At 72.9% G+C, this 26972-nt stretch carries 30 protein-coding genes and 1 pseudogene; 12 read left to right on the plus strand and 19 right to left on the minus strand.

Annotated features, from left to right (window positions below):
- The first annotated feature begins 131 nt into the window (after positions 1 to 131).
- Positions 132 to 1016, plus strand: a complete 885-nt coding sequence (locus tag AC0666_RS11660; protein ID WP_468963794.1) for a hypothetical protein — start codon at positions 132 to 134, stop codon at positions 1014 to 1016.
- Positions 1017 to 1121: 105 nt separating this feature from the next.
- On the opposite strand, the gene AC0666_RS11665 is transcribed toward AC0666_RS11660, so the two are convergent.
- Complete coding sequence (locus AC0666_RS11665; protein ID WP_468963795.1) at positions 1122 to 2063, minus strand: serine/threonine-protein kinase; 942 nt, start codon at positions 2061 to 2063, stop codon at positions 1122 to 1124.
- On the minus strand, positions 2060 to 3751 hold the full coding sequence (locus AC0666_RS11670; RefSeq protein WP_478707514.1) for an ABC transporter ATP-binding protein: 1692 nt from the start codon (positions 3749 to 3751) through the stop codon (positions 2060 to 2062). The genes AC0666_RS11665 and AC0666_RS11670 overlap by 4 nt, the downstream gene beginning before the upstream one ends.
- A 585-nt stretch (positions 3752 to 4336) precedes the next feature.
- Between AC0666_RS11670 and AC0666_RS11675 the strand changes: the two genes are divergently transcribed.
- Positions 4337 to 4573 carry a chaplin gene (locus tag AC0666_RS11675; RefSeq protein WP_468963797.1) on the plus strand — a complete coding sequence of 79 codons (237 nt, stop codon included), beginning with the start codon at positions 4337 to 4339 and terminating at the stop codon, positions 4571 to 4573.
- A gap of 101 nt (positions 4574 to 4674) precedes the next feature.
- Here AC0666_RS11675 and AC0666_RS11680 read toward each other — a convergent pair.
- From AC0666_RS11680 to polX, 5 genes and pseudogenes are all read right to left on the minus strand, one after another.
- Positions 4675 to 5551, minus strand: a pseudogene (locus AC0666_RS11680) (family 1 glycosylhydrolase); the annotation flags it as partial.
- Positions 5551 to 5724, minus strand: coding sequence for a family 1 glycosylhydrolase (locus AC0666_RS11685; RefSeq protein WP_478707560.1), 174 nt, complete (start codon positions 5722 to 5724; stop codon positions 5551 to 5553). The gene AC0666_RS11685 and the pseudogene AC0666_RS11680, both read right to left, overlap by 1 nt.
- Positions 5721 to 6302: a putative glycolipid-binding domain-containing protein gene (locus AC0666_RS11690; RefSeq protein ID WP_468963798.1), complete on the minus strand. Its 582-nt coding sequence runs from the start codon at positions 6300 to 6302 to the stop codon at positions 5721 to 5723. Before AC0666_RS11690 ends, AC0666_RS11685 begins: the two co-directional genes overlap by 4 nt.
- Positions 6299 to 6901 carry a methyltransferase domain-containing protein gene (locus AC0666_RS11695; protein WP_468963799.1) on the minus strand — a complete coding sequence of 201 codons (603 nt, stop codon included), beginning with the start codon at positions 6899 to 6901 and terminating at the stop codon, positions 6299 to 6301. The genes AC0666_RS11690 and AC0666_RS11695 overlap by 4 nt, the downstream gene beginning before the upstream one ends.
- A gap of 129 nt (positions 6902 to 7030) precedes the next feature.
- A complete protein-coding gene (gene polX / locus AC0666_RS11700) occupies positions 7031 to 8755 on the minus strand; it encodes a DNA polymerase/3'-5' exonuclease PolX (protein WP_478707515.1) in 1725 nt (574 codons plus the stop codon).
- 104 nt (positions 8756 to 8859) lie between these two features.
- Between polX and AC0666_RS11705 the strand changes: the two genes are divergently transcribed.
- Positions 8860 to 9147 carry an acylphosphatase gene (locus AC0666_RS11705; RefSeq protein WP_468579067.1) on the plus strand — a complete coding sequence of 96 codons (288 nt, stop codon included), beginning with the start codon at positions 8860 to 8862 and terminating at the stop codon, positions 9145 to 9147.
- Between the two features lie 57 nt (positions 9148 to 9204).
- On the opposite strand, the gene AC0666_RS11710 is transcribed toward AC0666_RS11705, so the two are convergent.
- Positions 9205 to 9396, minus strand: coding sequence for a hypothetical protein (locus AC0666_RS11710; RefSeq protein WP_468579066.1), 192 nt, complete (start codon positions 9394 to 9396; stop codon positions 9205 to 9207).
- Positions 9397 to 9739: 343 nt separating this feature from the next.
- Between AC0666_RS11710 and AC0666_RS11715 the strand changes: the two genes are divergently transcribed.
- The 6 genes from AC0666_RS11715 (at position 9740) to AC0666_RS11740 (ending at position 15610) form a co-directional block, all read left to right on the plus strand.
- Positions 9740 to 10204 carry a hypothetical protein gene (locus AC0666_RS11715; RefSeq protein WP_468963801.1) on the plus strand — a complete coding sequence of 155 codons (465 nt, stop codon included), beginning with the start codon at positions 9740 to 9742 and terminating at the stop codon, positions 10202 to 10204.
- A 343-nt stretch (positions 10205 to 10547) separates the two neighbouring features.
- The gene (locus AC0666_RS11720) at positions 10548 to 11102 is read left to right on the plus strand and encodes a hemerythrin domain-containing protein (protein WP_468963802.1); all 555 of its coding nucleotides are present in this window, start codon (positions 10548 to 10550) and stop codon (positions 11100 to 11102) included.
- A gap of 149 nt (positions 11103 to 11251) precedes the next feature.
- Entirely contained in the window at positions 11252 to 12070 is an 819-nt protein-coding gene (locus AC0666_RS11725) for an SDR family oxidoreductase (RefSeq protein ID WP_468963803.1), read from the plus strand.
- 162 nt (positions 12071 to 12232) lie between these two features.
- Positions 12233 to 14725: a molybdopterin oxidoreductase family protein gene (locus tag AC0666_RS11730; RefSeq protein WP_478707516.1), complete on the plus strand. Its 2493-nt coding sequence runs from the start codon at positions 12233 to 12235 to the stop codon at positions 14723 to 14725.
- Positions 14722 to 15192, plus strand: a complete 471-nt coding sequence (locus AC0666_RS11735; protein ID WP_468963805.1) for a hypothetical protein — start codon at positions 14722 to 14724, stop codon at positions 15190 to 15192. The genes AC0666_RS11730 and AC0666_RS11735 overlap by 4 nt, the downstream gene beginning before the upstream one ends.
- 97 nt (positions 15193 to 15289) lie before the next feature.
- Positions 15290 to 15610: a hypothetical protein gene (locus tag AC0666_RS11740; protein WP_478707517.1), complete on the plus strand. Its 321-nt coding sequence runs from the start codon at positions 15290 to 15292 to the stop codon at positions 15608 to 15610.
- 75 nt (positions 15611 to 15685) lie between these two features.
- Here AC0666_RS11740 and grpE read toward each other — a convergent pair whose 3' ends face one another.
- From grpE to AC0666_RS11775, 7 genes are all read right to left on the minus strand, one after another.
- Positions 15686 to 16183 carry a nucleotide exchange factor GrpE gene (grpE, locus tag AC0666_RS11745; protein WP_468963806.1) on the minus strand — a complete coding sequence of 166 codons (498 nt, stop codon included), beginning with the start codon at positions 16181 to 16183 and terminating at the stop codon, positions 15686 to 15688.
- Complete coding sequence (gene dnaK, locus AC0666_RS11750) at positions 16180 to 18060, minus strand: molecular chaperone DnaK (RefSeq protein WP_468963807.1); 1881 nt, start codon at positions 18058 to 18060, stop codon at positions 16180 to 16182. Before dnaK ends, grpE begins: the two co-directional genes overlap by 4 nt.
- A gap of 242 nt (positions 18061 to 18302) precedes the next feature.
- A complete protein-coding gene (locus AC0666_RS11755) occupies positions 18303 to 18929 on the minus strand; it encodes a hypothetical protein (protein ID WP_468963808.1) in 627 nt (208 codons plus the stop codon).
- Between the two features lie 29 nt (positions 18930 to 18958).
- Positions 18959 to 20059 carry a baeRF2 domain-containing protein gene (locus tag AC0666_RS11760; RefSeq protein ID WP_468963809.1) on the minus strand — a complete coding sequence of 367 codons (1101 nt, stop codon included), beginning with the start codon at positions 20057 to 20059 and terminating at the stop codon, positions 18959 to 18961.
- A gap of 303 nt (positions 20060 to 20362) precedes the next feature.
- Positions 20363 to 20758: a hypothetical protein gene (locus tag AC0666_RS11765; RefSeq protein WP_468963810.1), complete on the minus strand. Its 396-nt coding sequence runs from the start codon at positions 20756 to 20758 to the stop codon at positions 20363 to 20365.
- Positions 20759 to 20767: 9 nt separating this feature from the next.
- Positions 20768 to 21319 carry a DUF5133 domain-containing protein gene (locus AC0666_RS11770; protein ID WP_468963811.1) on the minus strand — a complete coding sequence of 184 codons (552 nt, stop codon included), beginning with the start codon at positions 21317 to 21319 and terminating at the stop codon, positions 20768 to 20770.
- Between the two features lie 258 nt (positions 21320 to 21577).
- Positions 21578 to 22906, minus strand: coding sequence for a PP2C family protein-serine/threonine phosphatase (locus tag AC0666_RS11775; RefSeq protein ID WP_478707518.1), 1329 nt, complete (start codon positions 22904 to 22906; stop codon positions 21578 to 21580).
- A gap of 167 nt (positions 22907 to 23073) precedes the next feature.
- Between AC0666_RS11775 and AC0666_RS11780 the strand changes: the two genes are divergently transcribed.
- Positions 23074 to 23247: a CsbD family protein gene (locus AC0666_RS11780; protein WP_361718073.1), complete on the plus strand. Its 174-nt coding sequence runs from the start codon at positions 23074 to 23076 to the stop codon at positions 23245 to 23247.
- A gap of 93 nt (positions 23248 to 23340) precedes the next feature.
- On the opposite strand, the gene AC0666_RS11785 is transcribed toward AC0666_RS11780, so the two are convergent.
- On the minus strand, positions 23341 to 24036 hold the full coding sequence (locus AC0666_RS11785; protein WP_468963813.1) for a type III effector protein: 696 nt from the start codon (positions 24034 to 24036) through the stop codon (positions 23341 to 23343).
- 132 nt (positions 24037 to 24168) lie between these two features.
- Between AC0666_RS11785 and AC0666_RS11790 the strand changes: the two genes are divergently transcribed.
- On the plus strand, positions 24169 to 24603 hold the full coding sequence (locus tag AC0666_RS11790; RefSeq protein WP_468963814.1) for an Hsp20/alpha crystallin family protein: 435 nt from the start codon (positions 24169 to 24171) through the stop codon (positions 24601 to 24603).
- Positions 24604 to 24711: 108 nt separating this feature from the next.
- A complete protein-coding gene (locus AC0666_RS11795; protein WP_478707519.1) occupies positions 24712 to 25158 on the plus strand; it encodes a DUF2267 domain-containing protein in 447 nt (148 codons plus the stop codon).
- A gap of 19 nt (positions 25159 to 25177) precedes the next feature.
- Here the strand turns inward: AC0666_RS11795 and AC0666_RS11800 are convergent, their stop codons facing one another.
- From AC0666_RS11800 to AC0666_RS11810, 3 genes are all read right to left on the minus strand, one after another.
- Positions 25178 to 25300: a hypothetical protein gene (locus tag AC0666_RS11800; RefSeq protein ID WP_468963816.1), complete on the minus strand. Its 123-nt coding sequence runs from the start codon at positions 25298 to 25300 to the stop codon at positions 25178 to 25180.
- A 70-nt stretch (positions 25301 to 25370) separates the two neighbouring features.
- Complete coding sequence (locus AC0666_RS11805; protein WP_468579045.1) at positions 25371 to 25736, minus strand: ATP-binding protein; 366 nt, start codon at positions 25734 to 25736, stop codon at positions 25371 to 25373.
- 206 nt (positions 25737 to 25942) lie between these two features.
- The gene (locus AC0666_RS11810; RefSeq protein WP_468963817.1) at positions 25943 to 26866 is read right to left on the minus strand and encodes a SigB/SigF/SigG family RNA polymerase sigma factor; all 924 of its coding nucleotides are present in this window, start codon (positions 26864 to 26866) and stop codon (positions 25943 to 25945) included.
- Positions 26867 to 26972: the final 106 nt, after the last annotated feature.

The raw sequence follows: 26972 nt of genomic DNA on the forward strand, positions 1-26972 counted from the left end.
TCGCCCAGGATCCCGTATGCCGGAGCAGGACCGCGCTCCCGCAGTGCATCCGGTTCCGGGGGCCGGGCGGCCCGGCGTGTTCCGCCCCGGACGCCGGGCGGTGCCCGATGGTGGGTGCTGTGGATGCGGACGTGGATGTGGAAGCGGTCAGCGCGCAGGTGTACGGGCTGCCCCCGGAACGGTTCACCGAGGCCCGGGACGAGCAGGCCGCCCGGGCCCGGAAGGCCGGTGACAAGCAGGCCGCGAAGAGGATCGCGGGCCTGCGGCGGCCCACGCTCGCCGCGTACGCCTCGAACCTCCTCGTCCGGGAGCGGCCCCAGGAGGCGGCTGCGCTGCTGGAGCTCGGCCGGGCCCTGCGCGAGGCCCACCGGACGCTGCACGGCCCGCAGCTGCGCGAGCTGTCGCACCAGCAGCACGTGGTGGTCTCCGAGCTGGCCCGGACCGCCCGGCAGCTGGCCGGCGAGGCAGGGCACACGGTCAGCGACGGCGTCCTGCGGGAGGTGGAGCAGACGCTGCACGCCGTGCTCGCCGATCCCGAGGCAGCCGAGCAGTGGGCCTCGGGCCGCCTCGCCAAGGCACTGGAGCCGCCGGTCGGTTTCACCGGCCTCCCGCCGGTGGACGGCGGGTCGCGGACGGAGCAGGCCGCCGCCCCGCCCACACCGTCACCGCCGCCCGGGACATCCGCTCCCGGACGCGCGGACACCCGGCGCCGGGCCCGACTCGAACGGGCCCGGCAGGCGGCCGAGGAGACCCGGAGCGAGGCCGCCGCCCGGGACGGGGAACTGCGGGCGGCCGTGGAGGAGCAGCAGCGGCACGAGGAGGCCGCGGCCCGGGCCGACGAACATTTCGCCGAAGCGGAACGCCGACTGCGCGAGGCCCGGGCCGCCCAACGCGGCGCGCGCGAGGCGGCGGCGCAGTCCGCGGCCCGCGTACGGGACCTGGAACGGGCGGTGAAACAGGCCCGCCGGGCAGCCGAGGCCGCTTCGGCCAGGCTGGGGGAGCTGTCGCCCGACTGACGCCGTCGGGCCCCTTGCGTGTTCTGTGCCGACCTGCGCGAGCCGGCTCCCGTGTGCCGTACCCGGCCCGGGAGCCGTACTGGGACTGGCGGGGTACGCAGCACGTCAGTCGGCCATGGCCACGGCGGTGCGACGACGGTCCGGGGGGAGGACGGCGTCGAGGGCGGCGGCCAGCTCCGTCGTCGTCGGCCGGGCGGCCGGCTCGGGGCGCAGACAGCTGTCGATGGCCGCGGCGAGCCCGGCGGGAAGCCCCCGGCGCCGCGAGCCGACCGGCGCAGGAGCCCCTGCCAGCTGCGGATAGTCCTCCAGGTCCGCCAGATCCTCCAGGCCGTCCGTGCCCGCGCTGCCACCGCTCGCCGTCGCCGACGTCGTCTCGCTGCCGATGAAGGGGTCGCAGTCGAACGGCAGCCCGCCGGTGGCGACCTCGTACAGCGTGACCCCCATGCCCCACACGTCGGCAGCGGCGGACAACGGGCCGCCGCGCGCCTGCTCGGGGGCCAGGTAGCAGAAGGTGCCGATGCCGGCCGGGGCGGTGCCGGGCGCCCGGGCGACGCTGAGGTCGAGGACCTTCGCGTGCCCGCAGTCGACGACCACGTTGGACGGCTTCAGGTCCAGGTGCAGCAGCCCGCGGCCGTGCAGGTAGTGCACCGCCGAGCACAGCTGGAGACCCAGAAGGGCCACGTCCTGTGCGGACGGCCGCCGGGACAGCCGGTCGACGAGATGGGACAGCGTTTCCCCCGTGAGCGTCTCCAGCACCACGAGCGGCTCGGGCGACTCGAAGGTCTCGTACGCGCGGACCACGTGCGGATGGGTGAAGTCCTGGAGCCAACGGCCCTCGCGCAGCAGCCGGTCGCGCAGCGGTTCCTCGTGCCTGCGGTCGGGCCGCAGCACCTTCAGCACGCAGCGGCAGGCCCGCTCCTCGCTCCAGACGTCGTAGAGGTCGAGCCAGCCGGTCCGGTCCAGGTGCGCCAGCACCTCGTAACCCGGGGCGGGACGGGTTCCGGGTGCGAGGGGCGGGGCCGGCGGGGCCTTGGTGGCAGTGTTCATGAGAGGACCTTGCGCTCCGTGGGGCCGGCGGGGGCGGACCCGTTCACCCGGTGGAGCCGTGCGTACGTCCCGTCGAGCCGCAGCAGCTCCTCGTGCGTGCCCTGCTCGACGACCCGCCCGTGCTCCAGCACCACGGTGGACGTGGCGTCGCGGACGGTGAGCAGGTTGTGCGAGATGACCAGGGTGGTCCGTCCGGCCATCAGCCGGCGCAGCGGTTCCATGATCCGGCGGGCCGACTGGGTGTCCAGCCCCGTCGTCGGTTCGTCCAGGAGCAGGACGGGCGCGTCCCTGATCATCGCGCGGGCGATGGCGAGGCGCTGGGCCTGCCCGCCGGAGAGCGTGCGGCCGCGCTGGCCCACGACGGTGTCGTAGCCGTCGGGCAGCAGCTGGACGAACTCGTGCGCGTCGGCGGCGCGGGCTGCGGCGACGATCTCCGCCTCGCTCGCACCGGGACGGCCGTAGGCGATGTTCTCCCGTACCGTTCCGTGGAAGACGAGGGTTTCCTGGAGCACCACCGCGACGTTCTCGCGCAGCTCCGCCAGGCGCAGCTCCCTCAGGTCCGTGCCGTCGAGGAGGACGGCGCCCTGATCCGGGTCGTAGAAGCGCAGTTGCAGCTTTCCGAGCGTGGACTTCCCGGCGCCGCTCGCCCCGACCAGGGCGACCGTCGTGCCGGCTGCGACATGGAAGGACACGTCGCTCAGCGCCCACCGGGATGTCCCCGGGTAGCGGAAGCTCACGCCGCGGAACTCGACCTCGCCGCGGGCACGCCCGATGGGCCGGGCATCGGGCGCCTCGGCGACCTGCGGCTGCTGATCGAGGAGTTCGATGATCCGCTCGGCGGAGGCGGACGCCGCGTAGAAGGTGGCGGCCAGCTGCGACAGGCTGCGGACGGGGCTGTAGAGCTTGCTCAGCAGGGCGAGGAAGACCAGCAGGCCGCCCAGGGTCAGCTGTCCTTGGGCGAGTTTCCACGTGCCCAGCCCCATCACCGCCAGGGCGCCGGTGACTTCGACGACCTCGACGATCGGGCCGTAGACCGCGCGGATCCGCGCCGAGGTCATCGACGCGCGGAACTTGCCGGTGCTCTCCCGGTCGAAGCGGCGTCCCTCCCACTCCTGGCGGTTGTACGCCTGCACCAGCGCGATGTTGCCGAGCGACTCCTCGGCGATGGCGCTGATCGAGCCGCTGCGCCGGCGTCGTTCCCGGGAGGCGGCCTTGATCAGCCGGGAGAAGTGGCGGGCCGCCCACCAGAAGAGCGGCACGATGACGAGCGCGAGGAGGGTCAGGTCCCACCGGAGGTAGAACAGCAGGCCCAGGAAGACGCCCAACCGCACCACGTCGTACAGGGCGTTGGCCACGCCCGAGAGCAGAAAGGTCTCGACCGCGTCGACATCGCCCGTGATGCGGGACAGTACGTCGCCCAGCCGCCGGCGCTCGAAGAAGCCGAGCGAGAGTCTCTGCACGTGGCGGAACACGTCCGAGCGGAGCGACAGCACGAAGCGCTCGCTGACCCAGGTGGACAACACGTCGTCGGCGAACCCCAGAATTCCGGAGCACAGGACGAACCCCAGGTAGGCGAGTGCGATCCAGAGGAAGGGGCCCAGATCGCGCGGAACGAGGACCTCGTCCACCACGACCTTGAACAGCCAGATCTCAGCCGCGTCCAGGACGGGGCCGATCAGGCTGAACAAGAGGATCGGCGCCAGCCAGCGCCGACCACCACGCGTATAGGGCCAAAAACGTCGGAAAGCTGCGCGCGGAGAGACTTGGGGCGCAGCGGCCACGACCGCGTCGGGGTCGTCCGCCACCGACAGCAGCCGTCGCAGGACCTGCCATGACACCCGCCTCATGGACGCATCCCTTCACCGCATGCCGGCCGAGCGGACCCCCAGTGGGGGCCGCTCGGCCGTCCCATGCAGTTAGCAGCCGTGGCCGTGGCGGCCGTGACCGGTGCTGGTGGTGTGACGACGGCGGCGACGGTGGTTGGTGCCAGTGTTGTCGTGCCGGTCGTTCGTGTTCCTCCTGTTGCGGCGGCGGTGCTTTGCCGGGGTCAGATGACTGAAGATCGCCATGAGATTTCCCTCCTGGAGAGACTTCCACATGCAATACGGGACAGGACGCTCAAGGGATTGCTGTTTTCCGGAAAAGTCGGGTTCTGTGTGCATCCGGTCCCGCCAGGTGGACGCGCACACCGCCCACGACCGGGTGAATCGTCCAGGCCTGGCCAGGTCTGTTGTGGAATGAGGCCGAACACCCTCACTCGATGGGAGACCTTCATGAAGATCCGTACCGTCGCCGCTGCAGCGTGTCTGGTCGTCGCCGCGACGCTGGGCGGGGCCGGGGCCGCTGTCGCCGACAGCGAGGCGCACGGTGTCGCCGTCGGTTCGCCGGGCGTGCTCTCGGGCAACGTGGTCCAGGTCCCGATCCACATCCCGATCAACATCTGCGGCAACAGCGTCAACATCATCGGGGCGCTGAACCCGGCCGGGGGCACCATCTGCGTCAACGACTGACACATCCGCACCGGCCGGGTGCCACCTGATCCCTCCGGTGGCACCCGGCCGGTCGTCGTCCGGCCTACGGCGCCCCCTCCGGCAGGCCGCCCCGCCGGTCAGGGCACGCCGCGGATGCGGCGGACCAGAAGCGACCCGGCCAGGGCGAGGGCCCCGGCCAGCGCGTACAGGGCGGTGTATCCGCCAAGGTGGGTGACCACCGGCGCGGCGATCACCGGAGCCGGCACCTGGGGCAGCGCGTTGGCGATGTTGACGACCCCCAGGTCCCGGCCCCGGTCCTCGGCGGTCGGCAGCACATCGGTGAGCAGGGCGAAGTCCACGGACGTGTAGACGCCGAAGCCGGCGCCGAGGACGAGCGAGGCGGTGACCGCCCCCGTCCAGGTCTGCCAGACCGCCAGCAGCAGGGTCCCCGCCGTGATGACCAGCCCCGACGCGACGACGTACACCAGCATGTCGTACAACTCGGCTGTTTCGCGGTCCGCTTCGGTGTCGGCGGCGGCCCAGACCGGAACTGTGCGAGGCCGCGATGCCGATCTCGCGGGCTCCCGCGGCGCGCAGGGCCTGTACGCCCAGGCCGTGGGCCAGCAGCTGGTGGTGGGCCGCGGGCAGGGCGTCGAAGACGAGCTGCTTCCCGGGGGCGTGCTCGCCGGGGCCGTAGCCGAGGAGGGTCACCTCGGCGGGCTCGTTGATGGTGATCCACATCGGCACCCGGTCGGCGAGCCGGTCCGCGACCACCGAGGCGTACGCCGCGAACCGCTCGGCCGTGTCGCGCCGGAGCCAGCCGCCCTGCTCTTCGGGGGCGAGCGGGGTGTCCCAGTGGAAGAGCGTGGGCACCGGGGCGATACCGCGGGCGCACAGCTCGTCGACGAGCCGGTCGTAGAAGTCCAGGCCCGCGCGGTTGACCCGGCCGTGGCCCTCCGGCAGGACGCGTGACCACGAGACCGAGAACCGGTAGGCGCCGACGCCCAGCCCGGCCATCAGCGCCACGTCCTCGCGGAAGCGGCGGTAGTGGTCGGTGGCCCCCCCGCGTGCGAGCCGTCCTTGATCCTTCCGGGCTCCCTGGTGAAGGCGTCCCACGAGGAGGGCCCCCGGCCGTCGGCGGTGGGCGATCCCTCGATCTGGAAGGCGTCCGCGTCCTGTGGCGGGGTCAGCCGTCGGAGCCCGACAGTCCGGTGGCGAGGCCGGGGTAGTCGCGGACGAGTCCGGCGGCGTCGAAGGCGATGTCGCTGCGGAACGTGCCGGAGGCGTAGCGGACCCGGCGGCCGCCCAGGGCGGTGTAGGTCTGCGTGGAGGGGAGCACGGTGAGCTCGGGCACCGACACCCACGCCATGAGGAACTCCCGGGCCGCACCTTCCTCTTCGCGCAGGTGCAGTCCGTGGCGCCGGACGGGCATGGTGTTGGTCAGCGGGCACAACCCGAGATCGCAGTCGAGGGCCCCGTCGAACTCACTCCGCACCTGCCCGTCGACCGTCCACCGCCCGTCGTCACCGCGCACGAGGTCGAGCTCGCGGGCCGCGTGGCCCGGCCCTTCGACGCTGACGCGGAGCGAGCGCGTGACCCAGCCGGGTCCGGTGTCGAGCGTGTAGCCGACCCAGTACGGGCCGCCCTCCAGCGCGAAGGCCCGTCCACGGGCGCGCAGCCGGTCCCCGTGGAACTCCCCCCACGCGGTGTCGTACCCCCTGCCGGCCGAGACCTCCCACGTACGGGTGAAGCGTTCGACGTCCCTCACCCCGGCACCTCCTGCCCGGGCTCCACCGCAACGGCCGAGGTGACCACCAGCGGAGGCCGCGCCCGCTCCCCGGCCCACGCGCGGCTCTGCACGAGGGCCGGGCCGGTGAGGGCGAGCGCCTCCTCCACGGTCGGCCGGTGCTGGACGACCTCCCCGAAGCCGGCGCGCTCCAGCAGGGCAGGCAGTACGTGGACGGGCCAGGCGTGGTTGCGGACCTCCTGCCAGGATCCGTCGGTACGCCGCAGCCGTACGGTCATCTCCTCGCCCGGCCCGTACGGGGCGTCCACGGTGTCCACCCGCAAGGAGGCGTACTCCACGCCGGTGCATGCGGGGTCCGTGGTCAGCAGCACGAGCGGCTCCCCGGCCCGCAGCAGCCGGCGGATCTCGCCGGACGCCGCGAGCACCGCCTCCTCGTCCGGCAGCGAGGCGAGCACGTGATTGCACATCACCGTGTCCGCGTACCCGCCCGGCAGGTCGGCCACCCGGCCGTCCACGAGCCAGTCGGTGGCCGCCTCCACCGCCGCGAAGGCCTGCGTCCCGTCCCGCCCGGTCCAGTCGGTGCCGTGCACCGGACCGCCTTCCTCCGACTCGCTGCTCACGGCACCCACTATCGGCCCCCGACCGCTCCGGACGGCGGCTACGACACGGCACGGCACGGCACGGACGGACGGGACGGCACAGCACGGGAGGGACGGGACGGCACAGCACGGGAGGGACGACAGGCCGGCCTACGGCCTGTGGGCCCCGAGGAAACGGCGGAGCCGGGTCCACGGCCAGGTGTTGACCACGTCCTCCTTCGTCAGCCATCCGCGCTGCGCCGTGCCCACCCCGTAGCGGACGTACGGCAGATGCGTCGCGGCGTGCGCGTCCGAGTTCACGGCGAACTTCACGCCGTACTGTCGCGCCCGCAGGATGTCCTCGTCGCACAGGTCGAGCCGCTCCGGGTGGGCGTTGATCTCCAGCGCCGTGCCCGTGCGCGCGCAGGCTTCGAACACCGCGTCGAAGTCGGCGTCCACGCCCGGGCGTTTGCCGATGCGCCGGGTGGTGGGATGGCCGAGGACCGCGACGTACGGGTTCTCGCATGCCCGGATGATGCGCCGGGTCATCTCCTGTCTGCTCTGGTTGAAGTGGGAGTGCACGGAGGCGACGCAGAGGTCGAACCCGGCGAGGAAGTCGTCGGGCCAGTCCAGGCCGCCCTCGGGGCCGATGTTGAGTTCCGTGCCGTGCAGCAGCCGCATCCCGTGCGTGGTGCGGTCCAGTGCGCGCACCTGCTCACGCTGCGCGAGGATCTTCTCCCGCGTCATCCGCTGCATCGCGAGGTCGGGAGCGTGGTCGGTGACCGCGTAGTAGGCGTAGCCCCGCGCCGCAGCGGCGGTGATCATGTCCTCCAGGGAGGCGAGACCGTCCGTGAGGTCCGTGTGCGTGTGCAGGTCGCCCCGGAGGTCCCGTTCCGTCAACAACGCGGGAAGTCCGTCCTGGAGGGCGGCCGCGATCTCCCCGCGGTCCTCGCGCAGCGGCGGCGGGATCCAGGGCAGGCCGAGCCGGGCGTAGATCTCCTCCTCCGTCTCGGAGGCGAGGTTCTCGCCGCTCGCGGCGTCGAAAAGCCCGTACTCGGACAGCTTGAGCCCCTGGCGTACCGCGAGCGCCCGGGTGCGGATGTTGTGCCCCTTGGAGCCGGTGAAGTACTGGAGCCCCGCGCCCCACGAGGCCGGTGGCAGGACGCGCAGGTCGACCTGGAGGCCCGTGGAGGTCCGGACGGAGGTCTTCTTCGCGCCGTGCGCGATGACCTCGCCCGTGTAAGGGAACTCGGCCAGGGCCGTCATGAACGGCGCGGACCGGTCGGCGGCCACCAGGATGTCGATGTCGCCGATCGTCTCCCGCATCCGGCGCAGCGAGCCCGCGTACGTGCACCGAACGCAGCCCGGGATCCGCGACATGTCGGCGACGATCTGCTCGGCGATGTCCATCGCGGCGCCGAGCAGGATGCGGCTTCCGGCCTTCTGGAGCAGGGAGATGCCGTGCAGGATGTTCTCCTCGGTGCGCTCCCCGAAGCCCTTCAGATCGCGCAGCTGCTCATCCTCGATGGCGGTCTGCAGCGCTTCCACGGAGGAGATGCCGAGCTCCTGGTAGAGGACCATCGCCTTGCGGGGCCCCAGCCCCGGGATCCTGATGAGCTCGCGCACGCCGGGCGGGATCGCGGCCCTGGTCGTTTCGATGTCGGGCACATGGCCGGTGTGCAGGTATTCCATGATCTTGTCGGCGATCGACCTGCCCACGTTCGGGATCTCGCGCAGGCCCTTGGCGTCGAGCTGGGCGATATCGGCGGGGTGGCCGCCGATGGCCCGGGCGGCCTTCTCGTACGCGCGGGCCTTGAAGGCGTCCCCGCCCGTGATCGCGATGAGGTCGGCGTACTCCTGGAGCAGCGCCTCGACGTCCTCGTTGGCCCTGGCCATACCTCCAGGGTGCCCTGCGGGGCCGCACCGGGCGCGCCCGGGTCGTCGAGCGTCATCGTCTTGTCGCGCTCCGTGAGCGGTCTGCCGGGCCTTATGGTCGGGGCATGGTACGCAAGCACGTGATCGTGTCCGGACGGGTCCAGGGGGTCTTCTTCCGGGACACCTGTCGCAATCAGGCCCTGGAGCACGGAGTGTCCGGGTGGGTGCGCAATCTGCCGGGCGGCGAGGTCGAGGCGGTGTTCGAGGGGGAGGAAGGAGCCGTCGCGCAGATGGTGGGCTGGGCGCACACGGGGCCGCCGGCCGCCGAGGTGCGGGGCGTGGAGGCCCGGGAAGAGGCGCCGGAGCAGCTCAGCGGCTTCGAGGTGCGGCCCACGCCGCGGGGCGGCGACTGAACCACCCCGCAGCGCTGGCCGCCCGCGATGAGCCGGCCCCCGCGGCGCCGGCCTGGGTCAGCCCGCGTGGTGGTGGACATTGCGCTGGCCGGGGATCTTGCTCAACCGGACCTGACGGCCGCGCCGGTGGCTCGGGCGGCGACGGCGCCCGGGAAAGGCATTGAGCCGGGCCGGCACCGACGGGGCCAGTGCGAGCAGGGCGATGAGGGCGAGGACAGCGACCAGGATGAGCACGGTGACGAGGGTCATGATCCTGCCTTCCGTCGAGTACTGACTGCCTGTCACTACGTCATGTAACCGGAATGGCGGGTCATAAACACGAAGCGTAGTGTCCTCTTCAGGTCAACCGGGGAAGCCGCCGGACGAGTTCGACCGAGCCGACCGCAGCCGGGCAGTACGGGAGCGCGCGTTGGGCGTTCCGCTGCGGGGGTGGCACCCGGTTGAAACCGAGGACGACCGGCCCCGCACCCGAGGGCGGTGAAGTCCGGGGTTCCGGGGACCCCGGCGCCGCTGGGTGGCCGACCCGACTCCCCGCGGGGAGCGTACGCTGACGCTCTTTCGGCGACCGCGCGCAGCCGCGTAGCGTGGTGACATGACGATGATGCCGACCGAGGCGGGCGGGCCGAACCCCCCGTCCCGGGGCCGCTCCGCACCACGCATGCAGATCCGCAACCGGCAGACCGCGGGGCTGACCTTCCGCGCGGACGAGTGGGCGGCGCAGAAGGCCGGAGCGCAGGCCACCGCCCGCGTCCGCGCCTGGGGCTACCCCCACCTCGACGAGCACGAACTGGACACCGCCGTACGGCTCCTGGTCCGTGCCGCGGTCGCCGACGGCGGGCGGAGGATCAGCGTCCACCTCGCCGACCAGGATCACCGCATCCTCGCCGTCGCTCTCAGCCACGTCACCGGAACCGCCCCCGACGACGGCGTCCTCACCGAACTCGCCTCCCTGCGCAGCGTGGTCGGCTGCGGCACCGACGCCGCCGCGGACGGACGCCGCCTGTGGGTCCTGCTCGACGCCGACCGGCCGGCCGAGGCCGCCAAGTCCCGTACGTAGCCCTCCCTGCCCCGGGGCGGACCCGAATGCTCCCGCCGCCAACTTCCCCGGTCGGCAGGCAGTTTGGCGCGCCAACCGGTCCCGAGGCCCGCGCCCCTGCCCCGCCCCGTCGGCCGGCGCGGTGCCCCGGCCGTCTCCGGTGACCGGCTGCCCCGCGGGCAGCCCGAGCCCGCCCCCACCGTCCGGCGCGAAGCCCGGTGCCGCCACCCGGCGGGATGCGGGCCGGCTCCCCTCCGGGCCGGGGGAGCCGGCTGCGGTCCGTGAGAGCGGGCCGTTGCCGGGTAGGCGCACCGCAGGCCGGTACGCGCGCCGGCCGACACCCCTCGTCGAAGGGAGCGGTGCCATGGGACACGGCGGAGACGTCATCGCCGAGCTGGTGGCGGACCACCGCGAGGCCGCGGAGATGTTCGACCGGATCGAGCGCACCGCGGCGGCGGCCGACCGGCAGACGGCGGTCGAGCGGCTGACGATCGAACTCGTCCGGCACACGGTCGTGGAGGAGGAGCACCTCTGCCCGGCGATCCGGGAGCACCTTCCGGACGGGGACGTCGTCGCCGACAAGGAGATCGCGGACCACTCCCTGGTGGAGAAGCTGCTGAAGGACCTCGAAGGGCTGGACGCCGAGGGGCCCGAATTCGACCGTCTTCTCGCCGCGCTGAAGTCGGAGGTCAGGGCCCACGTCCGGGACGAGGAGGAGAACCTCTTCCCCAGGCTGCGCCGGGCCTGTCCGCAAGGCGTCCTGGACGCACTGGGCGACGAGGCGCGGCGGGCCAAGGACCTCGTGCCGCCCGGGGCCCTGCCGGAGATCCCCCGTACACCGCCCGCCGACGGACTGTCCGCCCCCGGCGCCGGCCTGGCCGACCGGGTGCGCGACATCGTCACCGGCCGCGGCAGGTGACCGGCGGCCGGGCGGCACCCGGATGGGCCTGCCTCGCCCGGGCCGCGCGCGGGTAGGTGCACCGTACCCGGCCGGAGCGTCCGCGCCCGGGTCCGGGCCCGCCCGACCGGGCGACGGCCGCCGGAGACAGCCGACCGAAAGGCAGCTCCATGACTCATCCGCTCGGAACCGGAGGGCGCAGGCCCACGGCAGCCGTGGTGACGGGCGCGGATTCCGGCATCGGCCGGGCCACGGCCGTCCGGCTCGCGGCCGCCGGCCTGGACGTCGGGATCACCTGGCACAGCGACGAGGCGGGGGCGCGGGCCACGGCCGCCGAGGTCCACGGGTACGGCCGCAAGGCGGCCGTCCGCCGGCTGGACCTGACCGGGCTGCCCGAGGCCGCCGACGTCATCGACCGGCTCGCCGAGGACCTCGGTCGGATCGACGTGCTGGTGAACAACGCGGGCACCGGAACCGCCACCCCGTTCCTCGACATCCGCCTCGAAACTCTCCGCGAGGTTCTGGACGTCGACCTGGTCGGTCCGTTCCTGTGCGCGCAGCGTGCGGCCCGCCGCATGATCGACCAGGGCGACGGGGGCAGGATCGTCAACGTCACCTCGGTGCACGAGCACCAGCCCCGCGTCGGCGCGGCCCCGTACTGCGCCGCGAAGGGCGGCCTCGGACTGCTCACCCAGGTCATGGCCCTGGAGCTGGCCGAGTACGGCATCACCGTGAACTCCGTCGCCCCCGGGGAGATCGCCACCCCCATGACGGGCCAGGAGGACCGGGACGTACGGGAGGAGACCCGGCCCGGAGTCCCCCTGCGCAGGCCGGGCGATGCCCGGGAGGTCGCGGCAGTGATCGCCTTCCTGGCCGGCGAGGACGCCTCCTACGTCACCGGCGCCTCGTGGGCGGTCGACGGCGGCATGCTGCGTATGGGCCCGATGGCCGGCTCCCACCTGGCCGACGACCGGTGGCGCGAGGTGTGACCCGGGCACGCCGGCCCGCCTGACCTGCCGTCGGCCCAGTGCCCCGCAACCGACATGCCGGCCTCAAAACGCCTGGTGAGGCCGTGGGGAGGAGCTTGGCTTGACCGGGTCCGGACCGGGTAGCCGCCTGATGAGGTCCAAGCCGGCAACGCGGAGGCACACGTGGAACGCATGGTGGACCGGATCGCGGATCCCTGGGGTGCGCGGACGCCCTACGCCCCCGGCGAGGCCTGGCCGGTACGGACCGACACGCACCTGGCGGAAGGCGTAGGCCCCGAGGACGTGGAGCAGTGGGTGCAGGCCGCCTCCCTCCTGCACTCGAACGGCGACGCGATGGACATCGCCGTGCGCCACGGCCGGATCGTCGGCGTCCGCGGCCGGGCGGCGGACCGCGTCAACCGCGGCCGCCTCGGCCCCAAGGACCTGTTCGGATGGCAGGCCAATGCCTCCCCGGACCGGTTGACCAGCCCGCTGATCCGGGAGGGCGGCCGGCTCACGCCGTGCGACTGGGACACGGCGATGGACCGCATCGTGACCCGTACGAGGGCACTGCTCGATGAGCACGGCCCCGGCTCGATCGCCTTCTACACCTCCGGGCAGCTGTACCTGGAGGAGTACTACACCCTGGCCGTACTGGCCCGGGCGGGCATCGGCACCAACCACCTCGACGGCAACACCCGCCTGTGCACCGCCACCGCCGCGGAAGCCCTCAAGGAGACCTTCGGCTGCGACGGCCAGCCCGGTTCCTACGCCGACATCGACCACGCCGACACGCTCGCGCTCTTCGGGCACAACATGGCAGAGACCCAGCCCGTGCTCTGGATGCGGGTACTGGACCGCCTCGACGGGCCCGCCCCGCCCCGCCTGGTCTGCGTCGACCCGCGTCCCACGCCCTCCGCACGCCGCGCCTCGGTCCACCTCGCCCCGCGGCCCGGCACCAACGTGGCCCTGCTCAACGCCCTCCTGCACGAGATCATCCGTACCGGCCACGTCGACCAGGCCTACGTCCAGGCCCACACCGTCGGCTTCGACGAGCTCGAACGGCAGGTCGCGCCCTGCACACCCGCCTGGGCCGCCGACATCTGCGACGTGCCGGAGGCCGCCGTCCGGGAGGCCGCGGAGATCCTCGGCGGGGCGCAGCGGCTGCTGTCCACCGTCCTGCAGGGTGTCTACCAGTCCCACCAGGCAACGGCCGCGGCCGTCCAGGTCAACAACCTGCACCTGATCCGCGGCATGCTCGGCCGGCCCGGTGCCGGACTGCTCCAGATGAACGGCCAGCCCACCGCGGAGAACACCCGCGAATGCGGAGCCGACGGAGACCTGCCCGGCTTCCGCAACTGGCAGAACGACGAGCACGTCGCCGACCTCGCCCGGGTGTGGAACGTCGAGCCGAAGGACATCCCGCACTACGCCCCGCCCACCCCCGCCCTGCAGATCTTCCGCTACGCGGAACAGGGCTCGGTCAAGCTGCTGTGGATCAGCGGCACCAACCCCGCCGTATCCCTGCCCGAACTGGCCCGCATCCGCTCGATCCTCGGGCAGGACGGGCTGTTCACGGTCGTCCAGGACCTCTTCCCCACGGAGACCGCCCAGCTCGCCGACGTCGTCCTGCCCGCGGCCACCTGGGGCGAGAAGACCGGCACCTTCACCAACGCCGATCGGACCGTCCACCTCGCCGAGAAGGCCGTCGACCCGCCCGGGCAGGCCCGGCCCGACCTCGACGTCTTCCTGGACTACGCCCGCCGGATGGACTTCCGCGACAAGGACGGCGGCCCCCTCGTCCACTGGCACGGCCCCGAGGAGGCGTTCGAGGCATGGAAGCGGTGCAGCGCGGGGTGTCCCTGTGACTACACCGGGCTCACGTACGACCTGCTGCGGGGCGGCAGCGGCATCCCCTGGCCCTGCACCGACGGCGCGCCGCAGGGGACGGAGCGCCTCTACGCCGACGGGATCACCTGGGCGGCACCCGGGACCTGCGAGAGCTACGGGAAGGACCTGGTGACGGGCGCGTCCGTGGACGTGGTCGAGTACCGCTCCCTGAACCCGGACGGCAAGGCGGTCCTCAAGGCGGCCGAGTACCTGCCGCCCCACGAGGAGCCCTCGCCGGAGTACCCGCTCCAGCTGAGCACCGGCCGTACGCTCTACCACTTCCACACCCGCACCAAGACCGGCCGCGTCCCCCAGTTGAACGCCGCCGCCCCCGAGGTGTGGGTGGAGCTCTCCCCGGCGCAGGCCGCCCGGCAGGGGCTCGCGGAGGGTGACCTGGTCGACGTCACCACGGCGCGCGGAGCGCTGCGCGGCCGGCTGCGGGTCACCGCGATCCGCGACGGCCTGATCTTCGTACCCTTCCACTACGGCTACTGGGACACCGAGGCCGGCCACCGGCCGCCCGAGGACGGCCGGCCGGGCCGCGCCGCCAACGAGACGACGGTCACGGACTGGGACCCCGCCTCCAAGCAGCCCCTGTACAAGGTGGCCGCGGCCCGGATCACCCGCGTGGCACGCGGTGACGGCAGCCCCGCCCCGGCCCCCACCACCACCGCGTCCGCACCCGCGGACCCCGGCGCCGTGCCGGCCACCGTCGGCGGTCCTTCCGCGCGGTCGGCGCAGACCACCGCTGATCACGAGGACCGGACGGAACCGGAGGGGGCATGAGCGGCATCACCCTCGTCCTGCAGGACCTGTACGGCGGCGAACGCCATCTGGAGGCCGCCCTGCTGGCCGCGGCCGAACGGCACCGCGCCGACCACGAGGTGCACCACGTGGCCACCGACCTGGCCCGCTGGTCGCGGGAGCACGGCGACCGGCTGGCGGAGGCCTCCCGGCACCACGGCCTCGTCTTCGACGAGACCGCCGCGGCCGCCCCCGAGGCCGCAGACGGGCAGGACGCCGCCCCCACCCATCCGGGGCTGCTCCTGCTGCGCGACCTGACCGCCCTCCACCTGGCCGCCGGCCGGAACTCCCTGCACTGGGAGATGCTCGCCCAGGTCGCGCAGGCGACCCGGGACGACCGGCTGGCCGCCCTCGCCTCGGACTGCCATCCCCAGACGCTGCGCCAGATGCGCTGGTGCAACACCTTGCTCAAGAACCTCTCGCCCCAGGTGCTGGCGAGCATGTCCTGACCGTCGTTTGGCGGGCGCCGGCCGGGGCAGGCGCTCAGCCCGGCAGAGGGGCCCGCCCAGGGACCCGGGGCCACGGAGCATCCCCGCAGGAGGACCGGTGCTAGCCAGCGACAACGAGATCAAGCTCAAGGCCATCGCAGTACTGACGGGCCTGCGCAGCGGGGTCGATTCGGATTACGTGTCCGCGCTGCTCGGCGAGGTCACGCCGTCGACGTTCCTGGTCCCCGCAGGAGCGGACGCGGCAGAGATCGGGCGCGCGATGCTGGAGCAGCTCTCCGGCCCCTGGAGCTCCCTGGTGACCGGCTTCGTGCTGGCCTTCGAAGCGGTGGCGGATGCGTACGACGAACCGGACCCGCCCCGATCGGCGCAGGAGATCCTCCAGGAGCTGGCCCTCGAACTCGCCGACGAATCCCCCTGACCGCCCCGACACCCCGACACTCCGGCTGCCGGGTGGCCCGCGCGCCCGGCGCGGGGGTCAGGCGGAGCGCGGGGGTCAGGCGGACGGCGGGGCGACCGGCCGGTCCGGCGGCTCGGTCACGGTGACCTGTGCGGGCCGCAGCAGGTGCGTGCCCACGCGGTAGCCCGCACGCAGCACCTCGGTACACACCGGCGCGGTGGCGCCCGGACCGGTGGTGCAGGCGGTCGCCTCGTGGACGCGCGGATCGAAGGGCTCTCCCGGCTCGCCGACGCTCTCCAGACCCAGGGAGGCGAGCTGGGCCTCCAGGAGCCGCGTCACCGACCGGAAGCCGCCGGTGAGCTCTCCTTGGGCCCGCGCCTCGTCGATGGCGTCGAGCACCGGCAGCATCCTGGTGAGCACGTTGGCGACGGCCGCCTCCCGCACGGCGAGGCGGTCGCGCCGGATCCGCTTGCGGTAGTTGTCGTACTCCGCCTTGACCAGCTGCAGATCGGCCGTGCGCTCGGCGAGGGCGGACTCCAGCCGGTCGGCGCGGTCCTCGCGGTCGGGATCCCGGGGCTCGCCCGGCCCGTTCATGCCGTTCCCCCCTTCGGCGTCTCGTCGTCGACGATCTCGGCGTCGACCACGTCGTCAGCGGCATCCGCCGCTCCGGCCCGGCCCGCGTCACCGGCCCCGCCCGCCGCCGTACCCGGCGCCTCCTGCCCGGCGGACTGCGCGTACATCGCCTGGCCGAGCTTCTGGCTGACCGCGGCCAGCTTCTCCGTGGCGGTTCGGATGCCTGTGGTGTCCTCGCCCTTGAGCTTCTCCTTCAGCTCGGTGACGGCGGTGTCGACCTCGGTCTTGACCTCGGCCGGGACCTTGTCCTCGTTGTCCTTGAGGAACTTCTCCGTCTGGTAGACGAGCTGCTCGGCCTGGTTGCGGGTCTCGGCGGCCTCCTTGCGGCGGCGGTCCTCCTCGGCGTGCTGTTCGGCGTCGTGCATCATGCGCTGGATGTCGTCCTTCGGCAGCGCCGAACCGCCGGTGACGGTCATCTTCTGCTCCTTGCCCGTGCCGAGGTCCTTGGCCGTGACGTGCATGATGCCGTTCGCGTCGATGTCGAAGGTGACCTCGATCTGCGGGACGCCGCGCGGGGCCGGGGGCAGGCCGGTCAGCTCGAACATGCCGAGCTTCTTGTTGTACGCCGCGATCTCACGCTCGCCCTGGTAGACCTGGATCTGCACCGACGGCTGGTTGTCGTCGGCCGTCGTGAAGATCTCGGACCGCTTGGTCGGGATCGTGGTGTTGCGCTCGATCAGCTTGGTCATGATGCCGCCCTTGGTCTCGATGCCGAGGGACAGCGGGGTCACGTCGAGGAGCAGGACGTCCTTGACCTCGCCCTTGAGGACACCGGCCTGCAGCGCCGCGCCGATCGCGACGACCTCGTCCGGGTTGACGCCCTTGTGCGGGTCCTTTCCGGTGAGCTCGCGCACCAGCTCGGTCACCGCCGGCATCCGGGTGGAGCCGCCCACCAGGATCACGTCGTCCACGTCCGAGACCTTGATGCGGGCGTCCTTGACCGCCTCGTGGAAGGGCGTCTTGCAGCGCTCCAGCAGATCGGCGGTGAGCTCCTGGAACTGCGTCCGCGTGAGCTTCTCCTCCAGGTGCAGCGGACCGTCGGCCGAGGCGCTGATGTAGGGGAGGTTGATGTTGGTCTCGGTTGCGGAGGACAGCTCGATCTTCGCCTTCTCGGCGGCCTCGCGCAGCCGCTGGGCCGCCATCTTGTCCTTGGACAGGTCGATGCCGTAGCCGTTCTTGAACTGCTGGACCAGGTGGTCGACGATGCGCTGGTCCCAGTCGTCGCCGCCCAGGTGGGTGTCGCCGTTGGTGGCCTTGACCTCGACGATGCCCTCGCCGATCTCCAGCAGTGACACGTCGAAGGTGCCGCCGCCCAGGTCGAAGACGAGGATCGTCTGGTCGTGCCCCTTGTCCAGCCCGTACGCGAGCGCCGCGGCGGTCGGCTCGTTCACGATCCGCAGCACCCTCAGCCCCGCGATCTCGCCGGCTTCCTTGGTGGCGGTGCGCTGCGCGTCGTTGAAGTAGGCGGGCACCGTGACGACGGCGTCGGTCACGTCCTCCCCGAGGTAGGCCTCCGCGTCGCGCTTCAGCTTCTGCAGCACGCGCGCGGAGATCTCCTGCGCGGTGTAGCGCTTGCCGTCCACGTCCCCGGTGTCCGGGAACCGCCACTGGGGATCCCCGACGTGGCGTTTCACCGAACGGGCCGTACGGTCCACATTGGTGACGGCCTGCCGTTTCGCGACCTCCCCGACCAGCACCTCCCCGCCCTTGGCGAAGGCCACCACGGAGGGGGTCGTCCGGGCACCCTCGGCGTTCGGGATGACAGTGGGTTCGCCGCCTTCCAGGACGCTGACGACGGAATTCGTGGTTCCGAGATCGATACCCACCGAGCGCGCCATGGCCCGCTCCTCTCTGCTCGCATCCGCCGCAGGAGCCGCTGCCGGAGCTTCGGGCCGGAGAGCGCCCCACTGCGGAGCCGGACGCCCCCGCTGCCTTGCTCCACCTCCCCCGCGGCTCCCACCTGCGAAAACAACGCCTTTCAATGACTGGGATAGAACCTGTGACCGGCACTGTCAAGATGCCTCCGGCATGACCGCGCGCGCCCCGGGTAGACCCCGGACCTGGGGTGCGGCCTCGGCCATCAGGGCTGCGACGGGGGCCGCACCCCGCCGCCCTCGGCCCGGCCCCGGTCTTCGGCCCGGTCCCGGTCCTCCGCTCGGACCGCGCCCTCGTTGGCCTCCCGTACCCGCTCGTCATCGGCCGGAGGCTGGGCTCCGGTCCCCGTGCGCGAGGCCACGCCGGGTCTGCGGCCGTGATCGTCCACCGTCCCGCCCTCGTGCTGGAGCAGCGGCCGGTGCGGCGGGGGAGGCGGGGGAGGCGCCTGCCCCTCACCGCCCTCCTCTTCCTCTCCCGCTTCCTCGGGGAGGAAGGCGCTCAGCTCACGGCACAGCCGCCGGGCATCGGGGACGGACACCGCCACCCGGCGCAGCGCCCCGTCCCCGGCCAGTTCCATGCAGAGCACCTGCCCCTGTGCCTTCACGGCGACGAAGTCGTCGCCGCCCTGCGCGTGCCGGACGCCCAGGCACCGCCCGGGGCGCCAACTGCCGGGGCCGGGCACCCCGCGCAGCACCCGCCACCAGCTGGACTCGACCTCGACCCGGCGCAGCGAGGACACGGGGACGCGGACCTCGCGCCGCCGCGCGGCCAGCCTCTCCCGCAGGGAGAGCCGGACGACCACTTCCCTGCCTTCGACCGTCACCCGGGCCATGGCTCCTCCTTCCGTCCCGCCCCGCCCGCTCATGCGTCCGTGTCGACGTAGCGCAGCAGCACCCCGAGTCCGTCCTCCAGGGACAGCTCCTCCGGCTCCACCACCAGCAGCTCGGCCTGCGTGCCGTACGCCGCCCGGATCAGCGCCGCGCCGGGTTCCTCCTCCCAGTAGTAGCCCACCCCGAACGCGGTCAGCTCCGCACCGGAGAGCGCGAGGTGCGTCGGCTCCGCTCCGGCCCAGAGCCGGTCCGGCAACCGGGCCCGCCGGTTGACCAGCAGCGCCCGGGCCTGCCCGCGCTGAAGGGCGGTGACCGTCGCCGCGAGGCCTTCGACCTCCTCCTGGCGGCGGGCTCGCTGCGCGTGGAAGGCGTCCAGCCGCTGCCGGTCGTGTTCGGGCACCTTGCCCGCGAGCAGCGAGCGGAGCTCCGCCTCCAGCAGCGCCCGCCCGGGCTGCGGTCGGCGGGGGTGACCGTCGCGGAGCCGGACGAAGCGGTCGTGGAGGTGGCGCGGCGCCTCCCGGGTGAGGGTGTTCGCCGCCCAGGGGTCTCCGGCCAGCACGATCACCTCGGTGCCCCGGGCCTCGACGTGCTCCGCGAAGTCGGCCAGGAGCTGCTCGGCCTCCTGGGCCCAGCCGTCCACGGGGATGCGCCGCGAGGGGGTCCGCCCGGCCGCGACCCGGCTCATCGGCCATCGCCCGCTCTCGCGCTCGACCTCCAGCTCGTCTTCGGCGTTGCCCGTGTCCATGGTGTGCGTCCGGTGGATGACCAGCGCCGTGTACGCGATGTCCGGGGCGTGCTGGAGGGCGAAGGGGAGGGCGTCGGGGACGACCCCGTACCGGGCCGTCGCGTGGACGGGCGGTTCGGGCAGGCACGCGGCCAGCAGGAGCTCGCCCTCCGCGGCGAAGACCGCCTGGCCGTGCGGGCCGGAGACCGAGGCGTCCGTACCGAGGGCCCGTCCCGCGGCCTCGACGGTGGCCGGGTCGGCGCCGTGGGCGAGCAGGCTCTCGCGCAGGCTCCGCCAGCGCAGCTCGACGGCGCGGTCCGGGTCGTCGACGTCGCGGGAGGTGTCGAGGTACACCGACGCCACCGGGCCGTGACGCTCGTACAGGGCGCTCAGGAACTGCAGTTTCACGGCTGCCTCGGTTTCACGGCTTCCTCCCGTCGGGCCGGATCGCGGCCCTCAGTGCGGTGGGGGCCTCGGCGCGGGTTCCGGTCCCGGCTCGCGGCCCGGTTCCGGAGGCGCGGGCGGCTTCGGTTCCGGCGCGTGCGGGTCGGCCGGGAAGGGGTGGGTGGGGGGCGCCGGGTGCGGGTTCGGGCCGGCCGGGAACGGATGCGTCGGCGGCTCGGTGGGCGCGGCGTGGATCGCGGGTTCCTGTGCGACGGGCGCGTCGAATCCCTCACCCATGCTTCCTCCCGGGGCTGCTACCCGGGCGTCTTACCAGATTCCCGATGCCCATGCCGGGGCGTCGGAAGCGAATCCGCTGCCCTGGAGGTGCAGGCTCCGCAGGGTGCACTCGGTCTCCCACCGCAGGTGCTCCCACGAGGTCAGCCGCTCCCATACCGGGTCGGGCGTCCCCGGAACCGTGGCCCCCCGGGCGGCCCAGTCCCGTGCGAGCGTGTCGAACAGCGGTGTCCGGCTGCAGGCCGAGTGCCACGACTGCCGCGGGATTCCCGGACCGGGCCGGGCGGCGCCGTCCCCCGGGCCGGGCCGGACGGCGCCACTGCCCGGGAGGAGGGCCGTGAAGGTCCCGGTGGCACGGGCGGTGGCGGCCGGGGCGGGCCCTGCCGTCAGGGTCGGCAGCGGGCCCGGCTGCTGAGGTGTGGTGGTCATGGGCCGGCTCTAGTGGGCGTGGGGTGTGTCGAGGCGGTGGAGGGCGACGAGCTCCTCCGCCGCGTGGACGGCGTGGTGGGGACTGCGCCGGCCGGTGAGGACGCACAGCGTGTAGGAGGCGTCCTCCAGTTCGCAGCGCAGGCCGGGGTCCTCGGGGGTGGCGAAGGTCCGGCGCCGCAGGGCGCGGAAATGGCGCAGGTGTCCGCGGAGCACGCTCGGGTTGGGCTGGAGGGCGGCCGGCGCCGGGTCGGGGGTGTGGAGGGTGTGTTCGATCACCGTCTGCAGGATGGTTTCGACGGGGGACGGCGGCCCGTCCTCGCCGTCCCGAAGGGCGAGAGCGGCGCTCACCGCCTCGGGCAGGCCCACTCCGGCGACCCGGGCGGTCTCGGCGAGGATGCGGCGGGCGGTCGCGGTGCTGCACGGCACGAGGGCCATCAGGATGCCGGTGGCCCGTCCCAGCGCCGCGCGCCCGGCCGGCTCGGGCGAGACACCGGTGGCGGGGGTGTCGTCGTCCGCGATGAGGCCGGTGGGGGGACGGTGTCGTGCTGGCGTGCTGGTCATCCGCCACTCCTCTGGCCGGTGCCCCACTTGGGGGTATCTGTGTAGGCCAGTTGTGTACCACCGGCCCGAGCGGAAGGGGCGCATTTACGGGTCGCCACGGCGTTTGTCCCACGATCGGAGGCCTACTGTGCCCGGGTGTTGACGCGCCACGCCTCTCGTGTGCGGCGGCGATCCGCAGGGTCGGTGGCCCATCATGGGCCACCAGGTCTTCCGGTACGCGACGAACCCCCGAGCGGAGCGTCCCGGAGGACCTCCCGGTCAGACACCGGACGGTGTCCCCTCACCCCCCGGCCCGCCCCCGGCAGCGGGCCCCTCGCGCCGGGCATCCGGCCGCTCCGCGGAGTGCGGCGTCCGCGAAGGCTCCGGCGGCGGTGTGACGCCGTGGGGGTGCCATTCGGCGAGGAGGATCGTGGCGTCGTCGGTGAGGCGGTCGTGGTGGTGGTCGAGGATGGTCCGCACCAGCCGGCGCAGGGCCTCCGGGGCGGCCTCGCCGGCGGCGGTCGCGCGGACGATGGTGTCCACGAGCCGTTCCTCGCCGAACTGCTCTCCGGTGCTGGAGCGCGCCTCGGTGACACCGTCCGTGTACACCAGGACCCGGTCGCCGGGCTCCAGCTGCGCGTGGTGGATCACGCTGGGGGCCCGCCGGGTGCGCGGGCCGAGGCCGAGGGGCAGCTGCGCGGGGCGCTGCAGGGCTCCGGGCACCACCCGGTGGTTGCGGATGATCAGCGGCGCCGGGTGGCCGCAGTTCACCCAGGTCAGGGTGCCGGTCCTCAGGCCGACGTCGGCGAACACGGCAGTGAGCAGACGGTCGGGGAGCCAGGTGCTGAGCGCCTCGTCGACCGCGGAGGTGATGTCGACCAGATCGCCGCCGGCGCGCCGCATGGAACGGCAGCCGGCCATCGCCACGGCGGCGCAGAGCCCGGAGGCCAGATCGTGCCCCATGGCATCGATCACGGCCATGTGCAGCGTGGTGGCGGTGATCGAGTGGTCGAACGCGTCACCGCCGATCGCGTACGCCGGCTCCAGGACCGCGCTGGACGTGGCGAAACGGGTGCCGATCGTCCGTGGAGGCATGAAGGCCCAGCCGAGCTCGGCCTGCAGTGTCATCGGGCGGGTCCGCAGGGCCCGTAGGACGGTGTCGCTCGTCGGCAGCTTCGAGAACAGGAACTGTCCCGTCAATGCCGCCAGTGTCTTGCACTGTTCGAGGGCGGCGGTGTCGAGCGAAGACGCGGTGACGCGCAGGACACCCATCCGCTCGACACCGTCGACGAGGGGCAGCCACACCACCGGGTCGCCGGACGAGGAGAGGCGCAGGCACTCGGTGCGGTACGCCCGGCCGGCGAGGGTGCCGTCCACGGCGAGGCGTTCACCCGCGGACGGCTCGCCGGCCGGGTCCCCGGGGGCTCCCACGGCGGCACGGAGCGGGATCAGCTGTGCCTGCTGCACGTCGGCCAGGTAGATCACCGCGTCGTGCAACCCCATGGAACGCGCGGCCCCCCGCAGCAGGGCGGGCAGGTCGTCGGGGCCGCAGCGGTGGGCGTCGCCGAGCAGCCGGGCCAGCAGCCGGCCGAAATCCGCATCATCCATCCGCGTACCTCGCCGCCGAGCGCCGAATCCCCTTCCTCATTGTCGTGCGGGTCGTCCGGGGCCGCCTCCCGTCACGTCCCCATGGCTCCGCGGAGGGCCGGAGGGCATATTGCCCCTCATGCGGGGAATGTGCAGGAAGTGAGCTTCTTCTCAGGAGGTGGCTGGGGATGGCCGGAGGCAAGAAAGCCAAGAACGTCGGCAAGACCACGAAGGGCAAGATCAAGGAGACCACGGGCAAGGCCCTCGGGAACGAGAGTCTTGAGATGAAGGGCCGGGCGGAACAGGCTGCCGGCGACGCCAAGCAGACCGCCCAGAAGGCCAAGGACACGCTCAAGCACTAGGACGGGGCACGTCCCCGAAGGCGGTGTGCACAGGCCGGCGGATCGTCCGACGATCCGCCGGCCTCTTCCGTACCACGCGCACCCGGTGACTGTTCAGGCGAGGGGGCCGCGGCGCTGGTTGCTGCGGTCGCGGAGCAGGCGGGTGTGCCGGCTGATCGCCGCGACGCGTTCCGCCAGCTCGGTGTGGGCTGGGTGCAGATCGTCCCGGGTGGCGGTCAGGGGGGCGACGAGGCGGGCCGGGTCGTGGTGGCCGAGCGCCTCGTTGAGCTCGCCGAGCCGCTGCTCGGCGCCCGCGGGCAGGTCGGTCAGCGCGGTGATCTGCCCGGCCAGCCGGCGCAGGGCTGCGGCGTTGTCCCGGGCCCAGGCGGCGACCGTACGGTCGGCGGCCCGCCGGTCGCGTACGGCCTGGACCCGCTGCTCACCGGTCGAGTCGGCCGGGCCGGGGCGCAGCCGCAGGTAGCGGCGTTCGGCGGCCTGCCGGCTGGCCACCCCGAGCGGCGCGGCGAGATCGGCCCAGCTGGCCCCCGCGTCCCGGGCGGTCTCGATCAAACCCGCCTCCCAGCCGGCGAGCTGCTCGCGCACCTCGCGGAGCAGGAGCAGGGAGGCGAGCGCCGGGTGCGGGCCGCCGTCGGCCGGCCCGGTCGCCGGCTCGGCTTCCTGGGCGGAACGTACGGCCTGGTCAATGGCCTCCAATGCGGCCGCAGCCGCCAGGAACGAGGCCGGGCCGGGTCCTGCGGCGGGCTCGGGGGCGGGTTCGGATTGCGCTGCGGGGCGGTGCGCCGGGGGCATCTCGATCTCCGTTCGCAGATGTCATCCTCCAGATGACGACCTTCTTGTCATCGACTGGATGACATGTTACAACGGAGGCACGTTGAAGCGCATGGGCAGGTACTGCCTGAACCAACCGGAGGTGTTTCGCGAATGCTGATGCGCACCGACCCGTTCCGCGAGCTCGACCGGCTCACCCAGCAGCTGCTGGGGTCACCCGGCACCTGGTCCAAGCCGTCGGCGATGCCGATGGACGCCTACCGCGAGGGTGAGGCGTATGTGATCGCCTTCGACCTGCCGGGGGTGTCGACGGACGCCATCGACATCAACGTCGAACGGAACATGCTGACCGTGAAGGCGGAGCGCCGCCCGGCGACCAAGGCCGACGACGTCCAGATGGAGTTCTCCGAGCGCCCGCTCGGTGTCTTCTCCCGGCAGATCACCCTCGCCGACACCCTCGACACCGAGAACATCCAGGCCGACTACGACGCAGGTGTCCTGACCCTGCGCATCCCGATCTCCGAGCGCGCCAAGCCCCGGAAGATCGCCATCGGCGCGGGCGGCGGACGCAAGGAGATCAGCGGCTGAGCGGCGGTCGCATCCGGACCCCGCATGACAGCACACCGCGCGCGGCGCGGCCGGGCCGACGGCCCCCCAGTCCGGCAGTCCCTTCGAGGAGAAAGGCATGCAGCACCCATGTTCCCCCCGCCGGCAACGCTCCAGCAGGCCCCGGACATGACGTACGAACAGATGCTGGAGACCGTGCGCTACGAGGGCGCCTATCCCACGCGTGAACGTGCCGCGGAAGCCGTCAGGAACGTCATGACGGCCCTCGGGCGTCAGATCACCGGGGACGAACGCGTCGACCTCGCGGCCCGGCTCCCGAGGGAGGCCGCCCTCCCCTTCACCGCCCAGATCCCCGACACCCGGCAGCTCACCGGCTGGGGCTTCGTCAAGGACCTCGCCACGCGGACCGGCGCCTCCCCGGCGACCACCCGCTGGGAGACGGGGGCCGTGCTCACCGTGGTGGCCCGTCTGGCGGGCCCGGAGCTCCTGGCCCGCATCCTGGGCCGGCTCCCCGACGGCTGGGCCCTCCTGTTCGGGCAGGCGGAACTCGTCCGCCACCACCAGGTCGCCGCTTAGGATCCGGGGCCCACCCCGCCTACCGGTGCCGGGCCAGGCTGTGGAGCAGGACCAGCAGGGCGAACGCCATCACCAGCAGGTGCAGCCAGGCAGGGCCGGGGGCGGGGGCCAGGGCCAGGGACGCGAGCAGATGAGAAGTCATGCCGCGCGCCTGCCCCCTTCCGCGGAAATGAAGCTCCGCGGGCGGGGGCGGCGCGGCGTGCGGCGGCGCCTCAGGGCCGGGCAGGCCTGCCCGTGACCAGACGGGAGGACTCGAACTCCGCCCAGACCACCTTGCCCGGCGGCCGGGGGTCGGTGCCCCAGCGGTCGGAGAGCCGCTCGATGATGTAGAGACCGTGTCCGCCGGGCAGGCCCCGCTGGGGCGCGGGATGACGGCGCGGCAGGTCTGCCGTGCCGTCGAGCACGTCGATCCGCAGCGATTCACCGGCGGTCAGGACGAGTTCGATGCAGCCGTCCGCGTGCAGACCGGCGTTGGTCAGCAGCTCGGAGACGACGAGCAGGGTGTCCTCGGCGGTCTCCGTCCCGTACCAGCCCCAGTCCCGCAGCGCCTGACGGGTGAAATCACGGCCTTTGCCCACCTGGCCCCGTACACCGGCCAACGCCAGGCGACGGCGCTGGCCCGGCACGGGAGGTCCCGCACGCAGTGGATCGCCGGTATCCGGCCCGCTGGTCTTCACAGTGGTCTCTCACCCCCGGCGTCTCTGCGTCTTCGAGTGACCTGCGCACGCCCGTGACAGTGTAGGCGACCGGGGGTCTCATACGGTTGTCGTGCCGGGCTTCGCCGTTACGCCGTGAGCATTCCGGCCCGCAGCCGGCCCAGGATGCGGGACAGCAGCCGGGAGACCTGCATCTGGGAGATGCCGAGTTCGGCACCGATCTCGGCCTGGGTCATCTCCTGGCCGAACCGCATGCTCAGGATCAACCGGTCCCGGGCGTCCAATTGCTCCAGCAGGGGAGCGAGGGTGTGGAAGTCCTCGAAGAGCTCCATGGCGGGGTCCGGCTCGCCCAGCTTGTCGCTGAGCGGGCGCGTCGGACGACCGGATCCCGCGGTCTCCTCGGCCTCCGTGGCGGTGTCCAGGGAGCCGCTGGTGTAGCCGTTGGCGGCGACGAGGCCGTCAATGACCTCCTCCTCGGACAGTTCGAGGTACCGCGCGACCTCCTTGACCGTCGGGGCCCGGCCCAGCGTGTCGCTGAGCGATTCCTGCGCCTTGGCGAGTTCCGAGCGCAGCTCCTGGAGGCGGCGCGGGACGTGGACGGCCCAGGTGGTGTCCCGGAAGAACCGCTTGATCTCACCGGTGATGTAGGGAAGCGCGAGCGTGGAGAACTCCACCTCGCGCTCGGGGTCGTACCGGTCGATGGCCTTGATCAGGCCTATGGTGCCCACCTGGATGATGTCGTCCATGTCGAGCCCGCCGCCCGCGGCCCGGGCCCGGAAACGGCGTGCGGCGAACTGCACGAGCGAGAGGTTCATCTCGATCAGGGTGTTGCGGGCGTACTGGTACTCACGCGTGCCCTCCTCCAGCACACGAAGCCGGCCGAAGAACACCCGCGACAACTCCCGGGCGTCGGCGGGCGCGATCTCCCGCGCGTTCGCCAACTGCGGCAGCTCCACGTCCTGCGCGGGCTCCCCTCCCACGGGCCGGGCCGATACCGGTACCTGCACATCGGTCGCGCGAACGGGGCTTGCAACTGCGGCCGTACGAAGCATGGTGGCCGTTCCCTCCCATTGACTGATGGCTGCCGGACCCGCTTGTGCCCAGAGCTGCGGCTCTCACACGTCGTGGTCCACATCTCACACGTCGTGGTCCACGGGG

This window comes from Streptomyces sp. NPDC043680 (assembly GCF_056436685.1).

Excerpts from the sequence above, each read along its gene's own strand:
- AC0666_RS11665 (WP_468963795.1), bottom strand. The coding sequence starts at position 2,063 with ATGAACACTGCCACCAAGGCCCCGCCGGCCCCGCCCCTCGCACCCGGA.
- AC0666_RS11675 (WP_468963797.1), top strand. The coding sequence starts at position 4,337 with ATGAAGATCCGTACCGTCGCCGCTGCAGCGTGTCTGGTCGTCGCCGCG.
- polX (WP_478707515.1), bottom strand. The coding sequence starts at position 8,755 with ATGGCCAGGGCCAACGAGGACGTCGAGGCGCTGCTCCAGGAGTACGCC.
- AC0666_RS11705 (WP_468579067.1), top strand. The coding sequence starts at position 8,860 with ATGGTACGCAAGCACGTGATCGTGTCCGGACGGGTCCAGGGGGTCTTC.
- AC0666_RS11710 (WP_468579066.1), bottom strand. The coding sequence starts at position 9,396 with ATGACCCTCGTCACCGTGCTCATCCTGGTCGCTGTCCTCGCCCTCATC.
- AC0666_RS11715 (WP_468963801.1), top strand. The coding sequence starts at position 9,740 with ATGACGATGATGCCGACCGAGGCGGGCGGGCCGAACCCCCCGTCCCGG.
- AC0666_RS11720 (WP_468963802.1), top strand. The coding sequence starts at position 10,548 with ATGGGACACGGCGGAGACGTCATCGCCGAGCTGGTGGCGGACCACCGC.
- AC0666_RS11725 (WP_468963803.1), top strand. The coding sequence starts at position 11,252 with ATGACTCATCCGCTCGGAACCGGAGGGCGCAGGCCCACGGCAGCCGTG.
- AC0666_RS11735 (WP_468963805.1), top strand. The coding sequence starts at position 14,722 with ATGAGCGGCATCACCCTCGTCCTGCAGGACCTGTACGGCGGCGAACGC.
- grpE (WP_468963806.1), bottom strand. The coding sequence starts at position 16,183 with ATGAACGGGCCGGGCGAGCCCCGGGATCCCGACCGCGAGGACCGCGCC.
- dnaK (WP_468963807.1), bottom strand. The coding sequence starts at position 18,060 with ATGGCGCGCTCGGTGGGTATCGATCTCGGAACCACGAATTCCGTCGTC.
- AC0666_RS11755 (WP_468963808.1), bottom strand. The coding sequence starts at position 18,929 with ATGGCCCGGGTGACGGTCGAAGGCAGGGAAGTGGTCGTCCGGCTCTCC.
- AC0666_RS11765 (WP_468963810.1), bottom strand. The coding sequence starts at position 20,758 with ATGACCACCACACCTCAGCAGCCGGGCCCGCTGCCGACCCTGACGGCA.
- AC0666_RS11770 (WP_468963811.1), bottom strand. The coding sequence starts at position 21,319 with ATGACCAGCACGCCAGCACGACACCGTCCCCCCACCGGCCTCATCGCG.
- AC0666_RS11775 (WP_478707518.1), bottom strand. The coding sequence starts at position 22,906 with ATGGATGATGCGGATTTCGGCCGGCTGCTGGCCCGGCTGCTCGGCGAC.
- AC0666_RS11780 (WP_361718073.1), top strand. The coding sequence starts at position 23,074 with ATGGCCGGAGGCAAGAAAGCCAAGAACGTCGGCAAGACCACGAAGGGC.
- AC0666_RS11785 (WP_468963813.1), bottom strand. The coding sequence starts at position 24,036 with ATGCCCCCGGCGCACCGCCCCGCAGCGCAATCCGAACCCGCCCCCGAG.
- AC0666_RS11790 (WP_468963814.1), top strand. The coding sequence starts at position 24,169 with ATGCTGATGCGCACCGACCCGTTCCGCGAGCTCGACCGGCTCACCCAG.
- AC0666_RS11795 (WP_478707519.1), top strand. The coding sequence starts at position 24,712 with ATGTTCCCCCCGCCGGCAACGCTCCAGCAGGCCCCGGACATGACGTAC.
- AC0666_RS11800 (WP_468963816.1), bottom strand. The coding sequence starts at position 25,300 with ATGACTTCTCATCTGCTCGCGTCCCTGGCCCTGGCCCCCGCCCCCGGC.
- AC0666_RS11810 (WP_468963817.1), bottom strand. The coding sequence starts at position 26,866 with ATGCTTCGTACGGCCGCAGTTGCAAGCCCCGTTCGCGCGACCGATGTG.